Annotated in this window: 13 protein-coding genes and 1 pseudogene; 2 read left to right on the top strand and 12 right to left on the bottom strand. The window is 35.4% G+C overall.

From position 1 onward, the window contains the following. Positions 1-766 precede the first annotated feature (766 nt). Entirely contained in the window at positions 767-3,613 is a 2,847-nt protein-coding gene (uvrA, locus tag AA81_RS00735; protein WP_103897895.1) for an excinuclease ABC subunit UvrA, read from the top strand. 27 nt (positions 3,614-3,640) lie between these two features. On the opposite strand, the gene AA81_RS00730 is transcribed toward uvrA, so the two are convergent. The 3 genes from AA81_RS00730 to AA81_RS00720 are packed head-to-tail and all read right to left on the bottom strand — an operon-like array spanning position 3,641 to position 8,121. After that, positions 3,641-4,417, bottom strand: coding sequence for an alpha/beta hydrolase (locus AA81_RS00730; RefSeq protein WP_103079235.1), 777 nt, complete (start codon positions 4,415-4,417; stop codon positions 3,641-3,643). A 31-nt stretch (positions 4,418-4,448) separates the two neighbouring features. Next, positions 4,449-6,386, bottom strand: a complete 1,938-nt coding sequence (locus AA81_RS00725; RefSeq protein WP_103079234.1) for an ABC transporter ATP-binding protein — start codon at positions 6,384-6,386, stop codon at positions 4,449-4,451. 4 nt (positions 6,387-6,390) lie between these two features. Continuing rightward, positions 6,391-8,121 carry an ABC transporter ATP-binding protein gene (locus AA81_RS00720; RefSeq protein WP_245857210.1) on the bottom strand — a complete coding sequence of 577 codons (1,731 nt, stop codon included), beginning with the start codon at positions 8,119-8,121 and terminating at the stop codon, positions 6,391-6,393. Between the two features lie 203 nt (positions 8,122-8,324). On the opposite strand from AA81_RS00720, the gene AA81_RS00715 reads away from it, so the two are divergent. Then, positions 8,325-9,053 (top strand): MBL fold metallo-hydrolase, encoded by a 729-nt coding sequence (locus AA81_RS00715; RefSeq protein WP_103079232.1) that lies wholly within the window; start codon positions 8,325-8,327, stop codon positions 9,051-9,053. Between the two features lie 5 nt (positions 9,054-9,058). On the opposite strand, the gene AA81_RS00710 is transcribed toward AA81_RS00715, so the two are convergent. The 9 genes and pseudogenes from AA81_RS00710 to AA81_RS00670 form a co-directional block, all read right to left on the bottom strand. After that, a complete protein-coding gene (locus AA81_RS00710) occupies positions 9,059-9,700 on the bottom strand; it encodes a hypothetical protein (protein ID WP_103079231.1) in 642 nt (213 codons plus the stop codon). Continuing rightward, entirely contained in the window at positions 9,697-10,809 is a 1,113-nt protein-coding gene (fliY, locus tag AA81_RS00705; protein WP_103079230.1) for a flagellar motor switch phosphatase FliY, read from the bottom strand. The genes AA81_RS00710 and fliY overlap by 4 nt, the downstream gene beginning before the upstream one ends. A gap of 1 nt (position 10,810) precedes the next feature. Further along, on the bottom strand, positions 10,811-11,890 hold the full coding sequence (gene fliM / locus AA81_RS00700) for a flagellar motor switch protein FliM (RefSeq protein WP_103079229.1): 1,080 nt from the start codon (positions 11,888-11,890) through the stop codon (positions 10,811-10,813). A 196-nt stretch (positions 11,891-12,086) separates the two neighbouring features. Beyond that, positions 12,087-12,614, bottom strand: coding sequence for a flagellar basal body-associated FliL family protein (locus AA81_RS00695; RefSeq protein WP_103079228.1), 528 nt, complete (start codon positions 12,612-12,614; stop codon positions 12,087-12,089). A 26-nt stretch (positions 12,615-12,640) separates the two neighbouring features. Next, positions 12,641-13,513 (bottom strand): OmpA/MotB family protein, encoded by an 873-nt coding sequence (locus AA81_RS00690; RefSeq protein WP_103079227.1) that lies wholly within the window; start codon positions 13,511-13,513, stop codon positions 12,641-12,643. Positions 13,514-13,530: 17 nt separating this feature from the next. Further along, positions 13,531-14,310, bottom strand: a complete 780-nt coding sequence (locus AA81_RS00685; protein WP_103079226.1) for a motility protein A — start codon at positions 14,308-14,310, stop codon at positions 13,531-13,533. A 66-nt stretch (positions 14,311-14,376) separates the two neighbouring features. Next, entirely contained in the window at positions 14,377-14,562 is a 186-nt protein-coding gene (locus AA81_RS00680; RefSeq protein WP_103079225.1) for a flagellar FlbD family protein, read from the bottom strand. Between the two features lie 89 nt (positions 14,563-14,651). After that, entirely contained in the window at positions 14,652-16,751 is a 2,100-nt protein-coding gene (locus AA81_RS00675) for a flagellar hook-basal body complex protein (RefSeq protein ID WP_103897894.1), read from the bottom strand. Between the two features lie 39 nt (positions 16,752-16,790). Continuing rightward, a pseudogene (locus AA81_RS00670) lies at positions 16,791-17,001 on the bottom strand (flagellar hook assembly protein FlgD); the annotation flags it as partial.

Below are 17,001 nucleotides of genomic sequence, written 5' to 3'. Positions count from 1 at the left end.
TCGTCCAGAGCCCCTTCGCTCCGTTTCCATTACAGAAACTTCATCGCTACTATGGGCTCATCCGAGAATCCTATCCGCCTGTTGAACTTCGTTTGTTCAACTTATATCAACAGCCCTTTTTGGATAGGACTTTCCCAGCTTTGATGTTTAGTCTTTTCTGAGACGCTCTGACCCCTATACCGCAGGAGCACTCAACAAATAGTCCGTTTTTGAATTGTCGAGTGTTTCAGTCTTCCCTATGGAGCGCAGATAGGTCGACCTCCTGAATACCCTGCAAACGACTTCACGCAGGCGGGAAATTTCGGCTAGCAGTCTTCGCTTTATGCTAGGGCTTCCCAGATTGATAGACCACTGAGTCGTTCCTACTTCAATGAGCAGTCTGGCCGTTTACTTCCGAGCTTTCATACTGCCCGTTACCGTTCAGTATGTCGGATATATCTACTTGGCTGAAACGGACAAATTGCCAAGACAGGACTTTCACCTGCTAGACTAAACATTTTGCTGGCTGCACCGCCCCTTTGCCCCGATCCCCACCCTTTTAGGGAAAAGATGAGCAAAGCTCTACCCTATAACTCACCATGTAATCTAATTATATCATATATGTATGTTTTTAGGTTAATTGTTTTTTGCCTGTTAATCTAACATAGAAGATACTTTGAGCTTCTTTGTTAAAAGATAAATAAAATTCTTTTAGCGTTAATTTTTTGATTGTATAATATAAGTGTATAAAAAAGGTGCGAATATTTGCCTTTTCAGGAGGATGTATATGGATAACAAATGGATTAGAATAAAAGGTGCGAGAGAGCATAATTTAAAAAATATAGATGTTGAGATACCTAAGAATACCCTTTCAGTCATTACCGGCTTATCAGGTTCAGGGAAATCAACTTTAGCTCTTGATACTATATATGCGGAAGGTCAAAGAAGGTATTTAGAGTCTGTTTCTTCCTATGCAAGGCAGTTTTTAGGTAATCTGAAAAAGCCCGATGTTGAATTTATCGAGGGCCTCTCTCCTTCAATTGCCATTGAACAAAAGTCTGTAAGTCATAATCCAAGGTCAACGGTAGGTACCATCACAGAGATTTATGATTATATTAGGGTGTTGTTTGCAAGGGTTGGTAAGGCTTACTGTCCAAAGTGCAATATCCCACTGCAAAGTTCTACTGTAGATGAAATTGTGGATAATATTTTTAAAAATTTTAAAGAGGATGCAAGATTGTATATCTTTGCTCCAATTGCTAAGGAAAAGAAAGGTGAGTTTAAAAAAGAACTCCATAGTATGAAGATCTCTGGTTTCAAAAGGGTAGAAATTGACGGAGTGATTTACGATTTAGATGAAATAGACTCACTTGAAAAGACCTACAGGCATAATATAAACCTACTTGTTGATAGAGTTAAATTAAGAAAAGATAATTTTGAGAGAATCTTCGAAGCCGTTGAATTGTGCCTCAAAGAGGGGGATGGCTTTGTAGAAATTAGGGAAATGGATAATAATGAGAACGTCATTTCTACTCAAACTTATTCTGAGAATCTAGCTTGCCCTAAATGTGGATATAGTTTTCCAGAAATTAATCCCAAGTTGTTTTCATTTAATAGCCCTTATGGGGCATGTTCTGAATGCCATGGATTAGGTTTTAAGTTGGAGGTTGAACCTGAATATATATTTGATATAAACAAGTCTTTAGAAGATGGCGCTGCTTTGAACATGGGGAAAGATACTTTCATGGTGAGCATGATGAAAGATGTTGTTCGAAGTTTGGGGGAGGATCCATCAAAACCTTTAAAAAGCATGCCTTCGAAAGTTTTAAATACCTTACTGTATGGGACTGACAAAGAAATAGATTTTTCCTTTTCAAAAAGAAACGGGGATAGTTATGAGTTTACTAGGGAATTCGAGGGTATGGTGAATTGGTACGAGAGAAGGTATAAGCAAACGGATTCACGGGATATAAGGGAATGGATCGAAAGAAATTTCATGATTCAAAAGACGTGTCAAGCTTGTAACGGCAAAAGATTGAGAGAAGAGGCATTAAGCGTTAGGATCGATGGATACAATATATACGATTTGACAGAAATGCCAATTAGTGAAGTAAAACTATTCTTTGATGCCTTAAAATTGAGTGATTTTGAAATGGAAATAGCTCACGAACTTCTTAGAGAAATAAATAGAAGATTAACATTTTTGGTCGATGTAGGCCTTGATTATTTGACACTTGGAAGAAATGCTACAACGCTTTCCGGTGGAGAGTCTCAGAGGGTTAGATTGGCCACACAGATAGGATCGGGGTTGACAGGTGTGACATATGTTTTGGATGAGCCAACTATAGGGCTTCACCAAAGAGACAACGATAGGCTTATAAATACTTTGAAAAAGTTGAGAGATCTCGATAATACGGTAATAGTTGTCGAACATGACGAGAACGTTATTAGATCTTCTGATTATATAATAGATCTCGGACTTGGGGCTGGAGTCAATGGTGGAAAAGTGATTTTTCAAGGGCCTACTAATAAATTGTTGGAAAATTCTAACACGTCCCTTACGGGAAAGTATTTAAGAGGAGAAAAAAGAATAGATATACTTGATAAAAAGAGAGTTGAAAAGAACAGTAGTTTAAAGATAATCGGTGCCAAACATAATAATCTGAAAAATATCACTGTTGAGATTCCGCTGGGAAAATTTGTAGTTATAACCGGAGTTTCAGGCTCTGGTAAATCTTCGCTGATTATGGATACATTGTATCCGGCTTTGCAAAAAGAGCTCTACAATTCCAGAGTGAGACCGGGAGAATATGAAAAAATCGAAGGCTTAGAATATATAGATAGTGTGATTTCTATAGATCAAAGCCCTATTGGTAGAACTCCAAGAAGTAACCCAGCTACATATACTGGAGTATTCGATTATATTCGTGAACTGTTTGCGGCAACACCTGAGGCTAAGATTAGAGGATACGATAAGGGAAGGTTTTCCTTCAACGTTAAGGGTGGAAGGTGTGAAGCGTGTAAAGGTCATGGGGTTTTGAAGATTGAGATGCAATTTCTACCTGATGTGTATGTAACCTGTGATGTATGTAAAGGGAAAAGATACAACAAAGAGACACTAAAGGTCACTTACAAAGGTAAAAATATTTCTGATATTTTGGATATGACCGTGGATGAAGCTTTGGACTTTTTCAAGAACTTACCATTAATAAAAAATGTTCTACAACTATTGCAAGATGTGGGTTTGGGATACATAAGATTAGGTCAGCCTGCAACTACCCTTTCTGGCGGAGAAGCTCAAAGGATCAAATTAACCTCTGAGTTGAGAAAGAAATCCACTGGTAATACCGTTTATATACTAGATGAACCTACTACAGGTCTTCATTTCGAAGATATAAAGAAATTAATAAAAGTTCTTAATATCCTCGTTGAAAAGGGTAATACCGTTATAGTGATAGAACATGAGATGGATATTATAAAAAATGCGGATTATATTATAGATTTAGGACCAGAAGGCGGAGAAGACGGGGGCTATATTGTGGCTACAGGCGCCCCTGAAGAAATAGCTGAAAGTGGTACTTACACCTCTTACTATTTGCAACAAGTTTTATCAAAAGAAAGAATTTCAAAGTAGAAATAATTATGTTGTGTTTTACTATGACTATTCTTTCTTAAGCCAATTTATAGTCTGTTCTGCCACGTGTTCCTTTTCGATATCGTTTACAACCACGTGCCCGCTTTCTTCCAATATCAGAAATTCAATTTTTCCTTTAATATTGTTTTCTATGATTTCTTTTACCGAGAAAGGGACTGCTTCGTCTTTTTTTGATAGTATTACATAAGTTTTAGATGTGACTTTTGAAAGGTTTTTAAGAGCCATTTTTTGCAGTTTGTAAAGATCTGCTGCCTTTGAGGGCCAGTCATAATTCCAGTATTGGCTAGCAAGATAAGCAAGCTTTTCGTCATCGAATGTCTGAGGATTCTTCTTTTTTATTTTCTTAACAATAAAACCAAAGAATGGAGTTAAATTTATTCTCCAATCCTTTGCCTTTAGTGCAGGAGCAGCTAAAACAATTTTTTCTGGATGGAATTTACTTGCTAAGATAGTTGTTAATAAACCTCCCATGGAAAGACCTAAAATATAGACTTTTTCGTGGTAGGCTTTTAAGTCAAGGTAAGAATCTATTGATTTTCTGAGCCAATCTCTCCAATTAGAGTTTAAAAAATCGTTGGAATTGGTTCCGTGTCCCGGGAGTCTGGGTATGTATATAGAAAAACCAGATTTGTGGATCTGTCTACCTATGTAATACATATCATGGGGAGAACCCGTGTAACCATGTAGAATCAACACGGCAACATTTGAATCACTTTTTAAATAGAGTTCCTTTGATATTGGAGAGACATATGTGTTTGTTGGTATCTTATCGAAGAAATTCAATATATGAGCCCCCTTCAAAGTTTGACAATTATCAGCTATTCTGGAATTGTAGCCTATAAAGGTCATAGTAAATTCCGTGGTTGTTGATAAGTTCTTCATGACTTCCTTCTTCAACAACTAAACCTTTATGTACAACTATTATTCTGTTAGAGCTTTTTACGGTCGAAAGTCTGTGAGCAATGGAAATTATAGTTGAACGTTCAGATATTTTATTTAGAGCTTGTTGTATTAAATATTCTGTTTCCACATCTACATTAGCTGTTGCTTCGTCTAAAATTATGACTTTTGAATTAAAAAGTACCGCTCTAGTTAAGGCTACTAACTGTCTTTCACCAGATGATAAAGTTCCACCTCTTTCTGTGATGACGGTATAGTAATTTTGAGGTAAACGTGAAATAATTTCATCCGCGTATACGGATTTTGCAACCTTTTTTACTTCTTCATCAGGAATGTTTTGATTAAATAATCTCATATTATCCAAAATAGTTCCAGAGAACAAGAATACGTCCTGAGGTACTACAGCAATTTTTTTGCGTAATTCGTTGAGATCGTATTCATATAATTCTTTATCGTCTAATAGTATTTTACCACTTTGATATTTGTAAAGACCACTTATCAATTTAATTATTGTAGTTTTTCCTGAACCTGTTTCCCCAACTATGGCTACTCTTTCGTTAGGATTTATCTTGAAATTTACGCCTTTTAAGACTTCTGTATTTCCATCGTACGAGAATTTAACGTTTTGAAATTCAACTTTGCCCTCTTGAATACTTGTATATTTTTTCCTTCCAAAATCTTCCTGTTCTTGATCGAATATCTTAAAAATTTTTCCAGCTGATGCGAATGCATTCTGCATTATGTCATATTTTTCTGCCAGGTCGAACAGAGGTCTAAAGAACATATCTACATAAGAAGTGAAGGCATAGATAGTTCCAAAGGTTGTCTGCCCATCAGTTAATAACAAAGAACCAAACCAAAGTAAAACACTGATTGTAAAATACTGTAAAAGACTCATTAAAGGTCTAAAGATTGCAAATACGTGCAATTGCTGCACATTTGCACGATATACCTTGGTACTCATATAGTCGAATTCCTTTTTCTTTCTCTCTTCTTGGTTGAATAATCTTGTAACATTGCTTCCAGATAGATTTTCGGCTAAGTAGGAATTTAGAGCCGATATTCTGGTTCTAACCTTGTCGTAAGCCTTTCTATCAAAATGCCTGAATAAAACAACTGAAACAACGATAACTGGGAACATAGACATCGTATATAGGCTCAGTTTGAAGTCTAACACCATCATTAAAATGATTACACCAGTTATTATAGCTATATCTTTGAGCAAACTTGTCACAACCTCACTGAAGAAATCTGAAAGATTCTGGGTGTCATTAACCACACGTGTTGTAACTTTGCCCGGGGGATTTTTTTCAAAAAATGTATATTTGAGTTTTAATATATGACCAAATAAATCTTTCCTCAGATGAAAAATAACCTTTTGACCAACTAAATTAGCAAAGAAAACTTGACCGTAATTTAAGATAAATTGTCCCATAAGTACTGATATAAAAATTAGGCTAAACACATGGATTTTTCGATAGGCTGCGTCAAAGTATTGGGAATACTGCTCCCCTGAGACTTGTATTCTTTCACCTGTTTGATTGTTAACCATATAATAATTGTTGTCTCTTTTCTCTAGATTATAGGCTCCGTTTTCCTGTTCAATAAATTGCAATTCACTCCCAGGGACCATATCAAATGAATACTCTACATTTATTACGTTATCAATCCCGTATCGTATAAAAATAGGTAAGGATAGCTCTATTATCGTTGCTATTGCCAAAGTTAAAAAGGTCAAAAATAGTAATAACTTGTACTTCTTTATGTACACCCACAACCTCATGAAGGTTTTGAGATCGCCTTCGCTTTTTTCTTTTTCTTCTAAAAATATTTCTTCATGAACTGAAGCCATTGCTCTACTCCTCCAAATTTTTTTCTATTAATTGTTTCATGTACATCGAATAGTAAATACCTTCTCGTGAGATCAACTGATTGTGACTACCGTTTTCAACGATTTGACCATCATCGAATACATAAATCTGGTCGGCATTTTTAACCGCCTTGAGCCTGTGAGATATAACGACGATTGTTTTGCCTTTTGCTTGTTGCCTAAGTGTTTTGATAATTTCTTCCTCCGTTTCGGTATCCACAGCGGAAAGACAATCGTCTAATATTATCATTTTTGATCTTTTAGCTAGAGCCCTCGCTATGGTAACCCTTTGCCTTTGACCACCTGAAAGTGTAGCCCCTCTTTCTCCCACTATTGTGTCATATTTATTTTCAAAGCTCATTATATCATCATGTACATGAGAAAGTTTTGCAAATTCTTCCACTTTATCTTCTATTTTTTCATCGGAAAAGGCTATATTTTCTCTTATCGTCATTGAAAATAAGAAACTATCTTGTGGTACATACGAGACATTGTCTCTTATAAATTCACCGTTTACATCGTTTATATCTTTTCCGTCCAAAAATATTTGTCCTCTTTCAACTGGGTATAGTTTAACAAGGAGTTTTGCTAATGTAGATTTTCCTGAACCTATTCTTCCAACAAAGGCTACCATTTCTCCAGGGTTTATATTCATGTTTACATCGTTCAAAACCACCCTTTGTGAACCTGGATATTTGAACGTTAGATGGTTGATTTGATAGTGGCCCTGGAACTCGAAATCTTTTCTTGGAGGTTCTTTTATTGAATTTTTTTGTTCTAAAACTTCGTTAACCCTTCTTAAAGAGGCTCTTCCTCTTTGTATTAGGTTGATTAAATTTCCAACCGCCATCATTGGCCATATCAACATTCCTATATATTGGTTTGTCATTATGAAGTCTCCAAGGGTTATCTGGTTGTTTATTACCATTGGTCCACCAAAATTGAAAACAAAGATAGTTGCTAATTGTCCTACTAACATAGCTAAAGGAAACATCAATCCCCAAACTTTTACCAAGCGGATGTAAGAATTATAGAACTCTTGAGACTTAGTGTCAAATATCTCTTGCATCGTGTCATAGTTTGAATACAACTTTACAACATCCACACCAGAGACATTTTCTTCGGTTATATTTGATAACTCCGAAGTTTTTTCTTGTAATTCTCTGAACCTTCTGTGGATGAATCTCCCAAAAAAGAGTGATATAATTGCTATTAAAGGAAGCGGTAGTACCGAAATAAAAGTCAATCTCCAATTCACGAAAGTACCCATTGCGAATAAAGTTAAAGTTGTCATTGTTATAGTATCAACAAGCATTATAACCGACATCCCCATCATACGTCTTAACATCAAAACATCAGAAGTGAACCTAGTCATCAAATCCCCCGTTCTCCATTTGTCAAAAAAATCTTGGTCCAAGCCTATGATATGATTGAACATTTTTTTCCAACTTTTATACTCAAAAAGTCTGGCGGCACCAATAATTGAAATCCTCCAAAAAACTCTCCCAATACCCAATCCTAAAGCTAACATGATTATTCCAAATACCAACGTTTTAACTTGGTTAAGGTTTGGGGATTGAGTATTTAGTATATCTACTATGCTTCCAATTTGTCTTGGAATAAACAGCTGAATGATATCAACGGTGATAAGGAAAAGAATACCGATGAGGTATCTCCACCAGTATTTTTTAATAAATTCTTTGATCAAAAGATTCACCTACCCCAAAAATTGATTAGTATTCCTAACAAAATTATATCACGTGATTCAAGGAATATCAATTATTTTTGTCGAAAAAATATAATAGAACTTAAAAAATAATAAGATGATGGGTTGCAAAATGGGGCGATAAAACTTTTTATCCTTATGGGTGGGTAGCGGCGCAAAGGAAAGCTAACTATTTATTTTTAGAGGTGATTTTTATGTTTGAAAGTTACGATAATGTTTACAACTTTTGGTTTGAAAATGGTGCAAGTTCTGTTACATTTTTGGAACACGACGATGGCTTGATAGCCTTTGATAGTTCCCTTTATCCAAAAAAGTTTGAAAATATGGTGAAAATAGTTGAAGAACGGACTTCAAAAAAATTAAAAAAAGTTTTTTTTACTCATTTTCACCCTGATCACACCTTTGGAGCTGTTTTTAGCAAACGTAAATTTGATCTATATATGAACAAAAAAACATTGGACTTTCTTAATACCTTGGATACCACGTTTTTAAAAGAAAGTTCAAAGGTAGCAGAGTACAACTTCAACAATTTCAAAGAGGCTTTAAAAGAAAAAGACATCGTCATTTTTGAGAATTCTATTTTTCTTTTTTTAAAAGATCAAATTTTATCATCGGAAAATATTGGCGGACATACTTTAGATTCAACAATTTATATCCTAAAACCACAAGGATATCTAATAAGTGGTGATCTCGTATTTTCTAAGGTGCATGCTGAAATACTCAATTCCAATGTTGACCAGTGGATATCCAGATTAAATAGCTTATCTTCCTTAGATATAAAAATGGTTTTTCCAGGGCATGGGAAACCAGAAAGTAAAAAGCTTTTGAGAGAACAATTGAGCTATTTGAAAAGAAAGAAAAGCGGGGAGGATATGGAAAAAAGGTACGCAGATTATTCCTTGCCAGATTTAGCTCATTTATAGTGAAACTAAGAAGATTTTAGTATTTTATTTAATTCTGCATCTGCTTCTTCATCAGGCAGAGATTTAATTTCTTTGATTTCTATTATGATCCTTTTATTCTCCTCGGAATTCAAAATCTCTAACTTTTCTAAAATCTTTATATTTTCATAAGGTTTAAAATAGTAAATATTGAATTTGGTAAAGTCTATATTAAGCAATCTTAAGAAATTTCTGGTTTTTGGAAGGTACTGTTGAATTTCATATACCCCGTCTTCTGTCACCACTACATCAAAATTTTCCATATTAAAAAACGGTAGGAAAGATGAAAGTAAATCAGGAATAGAGGCCGTACGTATAGATATTTGATCGTATTCATCTACTTCATCACGAACGTTTGTGTAAAAAACCGTATCGAAGAGATCATAACAATAATATATATCTTTAAATAAAGATGGTTTTTCAAAGGTAAATATTATATATCTGTTATCAATGTAGCTTAATCTTCCCGCTATTTCTTTACTATTCGTTATTTGAAACTGAATATCAATAACAAATTTTAATTTTTTGTACCCCGAATAACTCTCTAAAAGGCCTTGCACGCTTGGTTGAGCAAATATATAGGTGGAAAAAACAAGCAAAGAAAAGAGTAAATATTTCTTATTTATCATTTCAGGGTTTTCATCCTTTCTCTTAACGAGACGATTTCTGTTATTCTAATTCCAAAATTCTCATCGATAACTACAACTTCGCCTCTAGCAATTAATCTTCCATTGGCGTATATGTCCAAGGGCTCCCCTGCCAATTTATTTAACTGTATCATTGAGCCTTCATGCAACTCTAAGATCTCTCTAAGATTTAATTTAGTTGATCCTAACTCAACTTTTAGTTCTAAAGGAACATCAAGCAAGAGTTCCAACTTTGATAGATCTATATTTTGGGAGATAGGTTCTTCCTTTTTTTCAAACTCACCAAATTCTACAGGTTGAACCTTAACTTTTTTCTCTTTGATCACGTTGGAATTACTTTTTTCTTGCGCATTTGAATTTGTTGAGCCTTCTTCCTTAACTTTAACCTTACCAAAAGTTTTTTCCATAAGTTCTTTAATTTTTTGAGCAAATTTCATTGGTATAAATTGCCAGAAAGTCGTTTCAGCTACTCCAGTGATTTTCACGTTGAACTTTATGGAGATAACATAAGCTTCCTTGTCGGTTTCTATCGGGGGAAATTCAATATTGGGATCAGAAAAATTCAGTACTCGACTGTTTGGTGGAGAAATATCGATATTTGTTTTTAGAAAATCCGATAAAGCAGTTGAAGCTGTGCCCATCATTTGATTCATTGCTTCAGAGACAGCGCTTAAACTAATGTCATCTAATTCTCTTTCTTCGATATTTTCTACGTCTTTTCCTAGCATTAAGTCCGCTATTATATTAGTTAAATTCAAAGGTAATACTAAAGTGTTTAAACCATACAAACCTTTTTTGTACTCTACTGTAACAACAACATTCTCCCCCTCAAAATTTGTTGTTATATTTTTAAATTTAATAATATCTGTTTGAGGATATTGGATTTCTATCTTTTTTCTTAGCAAAGTTGAAAGGGTTGTTGCCCCAGAACCCATTGTGATATTTGCAATTTCACCAATCACATCCAAAAGTGAGTCTAGTTTTTCATCTACAGTTGAGTTTTCCTCGCTTTCCTTTGGATCATCAGTGTTATTTAACCCTTTTAATAATGAATCTAATTCGTTTTGATTTAAAAATTCGTTTTCAGGCATTTCATTCATCTCCTGTTTTTTCAGTGGTTTCACTTTTTTCAGAGGAATCTTGCTTTTTTGTCTTTTTTTTCATGCTTTCTTCAACAAGAAGTCTTTCTAAAAGTTCTTTGTTTTTCTCAATGATCTTTACACTGTAAAAACCTTTACTCTTACCTACATTTACTTTGAATATAGGTCTTTCTTCAATTTCTAAATCTATTGGCTCGTCGTAAAAAGAATCTAAGCGTATTACATCACCAACTTCCATATTCAAAAAATCGTTTAAATATATCTCTGCTTTACCAAGTATAGCGGATAAATTTAACTTTGAAAGTAGCAACGTTTGTCTTAGATTTTCTTTAAATTCTTCAGTATGTCTGTACGAGGTAGTCCACATTCTTGTTGTCAATTTATCGTTCAAAGGTTCCAATGAAGAGGACGGGAAACAAAGATTTACAAAACCTTGTACATTTTTTATCGTAACAGATAGTGTTATAAGAATTGTCATCTCATTTGAAGGGGCAACTTGAACAAATTGGGGATTAGTTTCTAAATTTTCCAAATTGGCATCAAATTCCTCTATGTTTGACCAAGATTTTGATAGCATTCTCAACATAACTGCAGCTTCTTTTCTTAAAATGTTCATTTCTATCTCCGTAGGAGGCCGAATCTCTTCAAGAGTGTTCCCAGATCCACCTAAAAGTCTGTCTATTATAACGTATCCCAAGTCTAAGCCCATTTGCAAAATAGCACTTCCTGAAAAAGCTTCGGACGAAAAAATAACAATAAAGGTTGGTGAGTTTAATGATTTTTGGAATTCTGAGAAAGTAATTTGATCAATACTGGCATATTTAACATCGACAAACGTTCTACTTCTGCCTGAAAGATAAGTAGATAGCTCTCTCGCAAAACTTTCATGGATTAACTGGAGAGTTCTTAGTTGTTCTCTCGAAAACTTCATCGGTCTTCGAAAATCGTAGTCTTTGATTCTTCTTTCTTCTCCTTGATATTCTTCAAGAACTTCTTCGGGGGCTTCTCCAGAACTCATTGATTTTAAAATACTATCTATTTCTTCCTGTGTAAGGGTTTCATCTTCAGGCATAAAAACACCTCTTTTTCATTTTGCAGCCTTGTGCAAAAAGCTTTTTTATAATAAACTATGATTTTGAACTTGGGGTTCTTAAGGGGCTTGCCCCTTGTTTGCTGTAGTATGCAAACCATGTTTTTAAGTTGATTTTCGACTTTGAACTTGGGGATCTTAAGGGGCTTGCCCCTTAATGTTTCCACTTAGCGAACCATTATTGACTAGTTGTTATGGTCATTATAATCATTGTCACCTTTATAACTCCCAAACTTTCCCTTTCACCTGTAAATCCTAGCATTTCATTTATCGTGTCTTTTATTTGTTTCTTAGTTAACTCTATGCCTTGTGGTGTTGAAAGCTCACCTCTTGTTTTGTTCATAAATATCATTCGTATAGCCTCTAACACCTCTAAGCGGTTGGAAGTTATTAAATCTCTCGCCTGATTACTTCCAACATCTAACTGTAAAGAATCTATAACAGCAATGTCGTATCCTCCTTTTAACATCATAGTATATCTAGAACCTTCCATAATTAATATCACTCTAGCAGGAGTTGTGGCGGACACTTGTGAAGATTGATCAGAACTTGAAGCAACATTTGACGTCAGGATCCTCACTATAAAAAAAGACGTGATTCCTGATATTATTAAAGCGACAACTATGACTATTATTAAAGTCATTAAAAAAGATGGCTTTGATTTTTTAGTTTTTCCCTCTTCTGAAGTTATATTTTCATTCTCCAAAATCTTTCGCCTCCACTCTCTTGCATTTATCTTACTCTTTGTCTTAGTATAAGAATATCTATTCTTCTATATTTTTGCCTTAATTCATTCAATCTTGTATTATATTCGTTTTCTAATTCTTTTTCAATTTGCTGTAACTGTGCAGAATTTATTTCTCCTTTTGTGAATTGATCTAAAGCAAAGGATTTTCGTGAATCAATTTCCGACCTTAATAGGTTAATTTCTTTCGTTATTTCACTATCTCCCAAACCAATTGGGAAGAATCTATCTGAATTGTAAAAATAATCTATATCAAATTGTCCAGAATTAATCTCAGCCATCTTTTCTACTAGCCTTCTATTTTTCAATTCTGTGGTAAAAAAACTAACTACACTTGCCGCTCTAGCTGCACTCAAATGCCAATTAGAAGGATATAAACTCGAAGGTAAAATTGGCCTGTCATCCGTAAAACCATAAACTTCAATCGCATTAGATGTGTGTTCTAATATTATCGTACCTATCCTATACAACAGCTCTTTCGCTTCGGCGGTTAATTCAGCGCTCCCTGTTCTAAAAAAGGCAATATCTTTCATAGATATTATCGTCCCTTTATCCGTTTCCTCAATAGTAATTTTCCCTTTATACCTTTCATCTTCTATAATTTTTAATAATTCTTGCCTAATTCCAGGATTAGAAGTAATCAAAGGTTCTTCGGAAATACTTCTGCCTCCAACTAGTACCCCAACAGGTTGACCTTCGAATACACTTTGTAAACTAACAACCGCCTGTTGAAATTTTCCAGGTGATATAGTTGCCATAGAAAACAATGCGATAAACATTGTTAACAACAGTGTAGTCATATCGCTGAAAGTTTGCATCCATGGGGCTTCACCTTTTTTCTCTCTTTTCTTTCTAGGCATAAAATATCACCTCTAAATTACAAAACAGCTTCACCTTTTTCTGCCTCATAGGCACGTCTTTCTTCTTCACTGAGAAATGCCTTTAGTTTTTCTTCCATCAAATGTGGATTTTCACCTTGTACTATCGACAATATACCTTCTAACATCATTCGCATTTGGTTGATATTTTTATCCACCCTTTTTTTTAATTTTTCAGCAGGTGGGAGAGCGATGGTGTTTGCAATAAGAGCACCGTATAACGTTGTAATAAGGGCGAGAGACATTCTCGGTCCAATAGTTGTTGGATCACTAAGAGTATCTAACAACAAAACCAATCCTATCAAAGTTCCTATCATACCAAAGGCTGGAGCCATAGCTCCCCAAGTGTCCAAAACTGAGATCTTATCTTCTTCAGTTTCTTGGTACATGTCCATTTTCACTTCTAATATCTTTTTTATCTCTTCTGGATCCGTACCATCAACGGCGGCTCTCAAACCATCTCTTAAAAATTCACTTTGAACACTGGGTAAATCTTCTTCTAAAGATATCATACCATCCCGTCTTGCTTTTTCAGAAAACGAGTATAAGGTCCTCAATGTTTCAAGGTTGTCTATCTTAGGATTTTTGAGGGCTTCAATGATAATGTTAAACATTTTAAAAGACCTTGAACTTGGATGGGCGATGAATGTTGCACCAATAGATCCCAAAACGGTTATAAAAAAAGAAGGTATATCTAGTAAAGTTGTAAATTCACTCCCTGCACCTACTACTAGTGCAACTATCGCTAAAGATAAACCGATTATTGTCGATATATCCACAACTATCCCACCTCTTGTTTTGCACTATTCCAATTATAAAAAGTTTGCTCAAAAATAATACATACTTTATTTGCCAAAAATTTCCTTATTTAATTCTACCACTTTTTTCTTAACTTCTTCAATACTTTCTTTAACGACGTAAACATGACCGTTCATCATCGTTATGGTCGTATCAGGATGACACTCTATCTTTTCAATTTGATAAGGGTTTATATAAAATTCTTCATCGTTCAATTTTGTGAGTTTAATCATCTTAACCTCCAAAGATTGTTCACTTTAGAAACTCTAAAACCCGTTTTAGCGCCCCTTTACCCCGCAGCCCACCCCCATAAAGAGCATAATTATCTCTTGATGTTTACAAGTTCGTTAAGGATCGCATCTGCGGTAGTTATACTTCTTGAATTTGCTTGGAATCCTCTTTGAGCTATGATCATGTTGGTGAATTCTTCCGCTAAATCCACATTCGACATTTCTAAAGCCCCTGGATTAATACTTCCCCTTCCTCCAACACCAGAGACACCTATTTGTGGAAGTCCACTGTTTGAGCTCAAAGCGTACATAGAGTTACCCGTAGCTGATAAACCTTCAGGATTGTTAAAAGTGGCTAAAGCTACTTGCCCCAAGGGGGCGGTTAAACCGTTTGTGAAAGATCCTATAATCTGTCCATTGGTGTTTATAGCAAAAGATTTTAAGGTTCCTTGAGCGTTTCCATCTTGTTCGGTAACCGCTATGGAATTTTCTGCAAAAAATTGAGAAAGTTCTTGAAAATTAATCGAAACGTTAACAGGGCCTGCACCAGCTGCTGATTGAGGGTCCACGCTTGGATCTAAAGCAGCTCCCAGCTCAGCTGGGTCGAACCAGAAACCCGTTGCTCCATCGTCACCATCTCCGATAGTTTGATCTATGGTACCGTCATCGTTGATTTTCCATTGAGTTGCGGCTATGTTGCCGTTTGCGTCGAAGGCTATTACTCCTTCGGCGGAATCATCGAGTAATTGACCATCAGCGGTACTTTTATACAAAGGGGTGCCATCTTCTAACTCTGCCTTCCAATACCAAGTGTTAGCATCTATTTTTGTAAATTTTAAATAGACATTGTAAGGGTTACCTAGAGAATCGAATACTACTGTCGATGTGGTTACAGATGGACTGATATAGTTGGCTTCTGAAAAGTTGGTGGGGTTGTTGAGATCGGTGAATCTAATCTTTCCTCCTGAAGGTGGTTGAATCATCTCTCTAACGGATTTTAAGTCAGCAAGAGTCTGATTATTGATAGTATATGCATCAGAATCTCCAACTAAACGCAAACCCGTGAGTGTATAATCTCCAGAAGTAATTCCAGCTGATAGTAATTTGTTGAATTCACCAACTGTATCCGCAGTTCCAGAAAAATCCACTGGTGAGCCATTAATAGTTAAATTTATTGTTAGACCTCCGGAACCATCAAAATCAATTGTAATATCTTTCGGATCATAATAAACCACTTTTCCCGTTTTGATATCTGTAACTCTAATGCTTCCTGTGAGAGTAGCATCGGGTCCTGATGTAGCTACAGTAAGAGAATCACCATATTGATCCACTATTTCACCGTTTATGTCGTATATAGAAATCTTATTTTCTGCTAAAGGATCTCCGTTGATATCGTAATTAACCCAACTAATTACATTTCCTGTGCCGTCAAGCTCTACTTTTCCGTTAAGTTGGTTAATAGGGTCGCTAGAACTATCATAAAGTGCAAAATTATAATCCGAACCAACTACACTTGCAGTCCAATTGTAAACATTTTTATCCTTGTTTTCTTCGCTCATATCCCTTTTGAAAGAAAATTTTACAGGTATATTTTCACCTGTTGTACTCTTGACCACAATTGTTGTGTCCTGAATACCTGCACCGGCGTTTAAGTTATGTGCAAGTCTTACAAAGGAGGTTTGCTTTGCCGCCATTACTTGTCCACTAGATACTTGAATATCTCCTATAGGATCGTTGGTGTCAATGACTCTATTTCCTTCTTGATTGATTTTTGCTGTCCAACCTTGTAATTTCATTCCAGATGCAGGATCTACAAAGAATCCGTTGTAATCTCTAGTGAAATTACCAGCTCGTGTGTAGTATTGACCTATTCCATCTGAAAGTATAAAAAAACCTTCTCCTTGGATCATAAGATCTGTAGCTTTACCTGTAGACATAGGAGAACCTTGTGTCATTAATTTGTCTATAGAAGCTAATTGAGAACCTAACCCAATTTGCATAGGGTTTGTGCCACCTAGTTGGTTTTGAGGTGCGTTTCCTGCACTTAATGTTTGAAAAAGAGTCGTTTGAAATGTTGCTCTAGAGCCTTTGTAACCTACGGTGTTAACGTTGGCGATATTGTTTGCAACTATGTCGAGTTGATCCTGAAAATTCCTTAAACCTGTGATTCCAGAGTACATTGATCTGAGCATGTTATACTCCTCCTATCTAGTCTTATTGCTTATCAAAATTTAGGCACTTATCTCGTTTACTACCGAATAAGGATACATTTCACCGTTGATAAGTAGGTACAGTTCGTTGCCTAAGAACTTCACCGCTTCAACAACCCCACTTTTCACACCAGTATTTGCTACAATTTGACCATTTTCTACTGTGTAAATTCCATAGAGATATTCTCCATCAGGCATCATAATTCCATCGCTGTTTCTTCCGCTCCAAACA

The sequence above is a fragment of the Petrotoga halophila DSM 16923 genome (assembly GCF_002924615.1).
The sequence above is the reverse complement of the archived record's forward strand: the minus strand, read 5'-3'. Positions and strand labels throughout refer to the sequence as shown.

Coding starts and splice junctions, on each gene's coding strand:
- AA81_RS00690 (WP_103079227.1), bottom strand. CDS start 13,513: ATGCCTAGAAAGAAAAGAGAGAAAAAAGGTGAAGCCCCATGGATGCAA.
- fliM (WP_103079229.1), bottom strand. CDS start 11,890: ATGCCTGAAGATGAAACCCTTACACAGGAAGAAATAGATAGTATTTTA.
- AA81_RS00715 (WP_103079232.1), top strand. CDS start 8,325: ATGTTTGAAAGTTACGATAATGTTTACAACTTTTGGTTTGAAAATGGT.
- AA81_RS00725 (WP_103079234.1), bottom strand. CDS start 6,386: ATGGCTTCAGTTCATGAAGAAATATTTTTAGAAGAAAAAGAAAAAAGC.
- fliY (WP_103079230.1), bottom strand. CDS start 10,809: ATGCCTGAAAACGAATTTTTAAATCAAAACGAATTAGATTCATTATTA.
- uvrA (WP_103897895.1), top strand. CDS start 767: ATGGATAACAAATGGATTAGAATAAAAGGTGCGAGAGAGCATAATTTA.
- AA81_RS00680 (WP_103079225.1), bottom strand. CDS start 14,562: ATGATTAAACTCACAAAATTGAACGATGAAGAATTTTATATAAACCCT.
- AA81_RS00675 (WP_103897894.1), bottom strand. CDS start 16,751: ATGCTCAGATCAATGTACTCTGGAATCACAGGTTTAAGGAATTTTCAG.
- AA81_RS00710 (WP_103079231.1), bottom strand. CDS start 9,700: ATGATAAATAAGAAATATTTACTCTTTTCTTTGCTTGTTTTTTCCACC.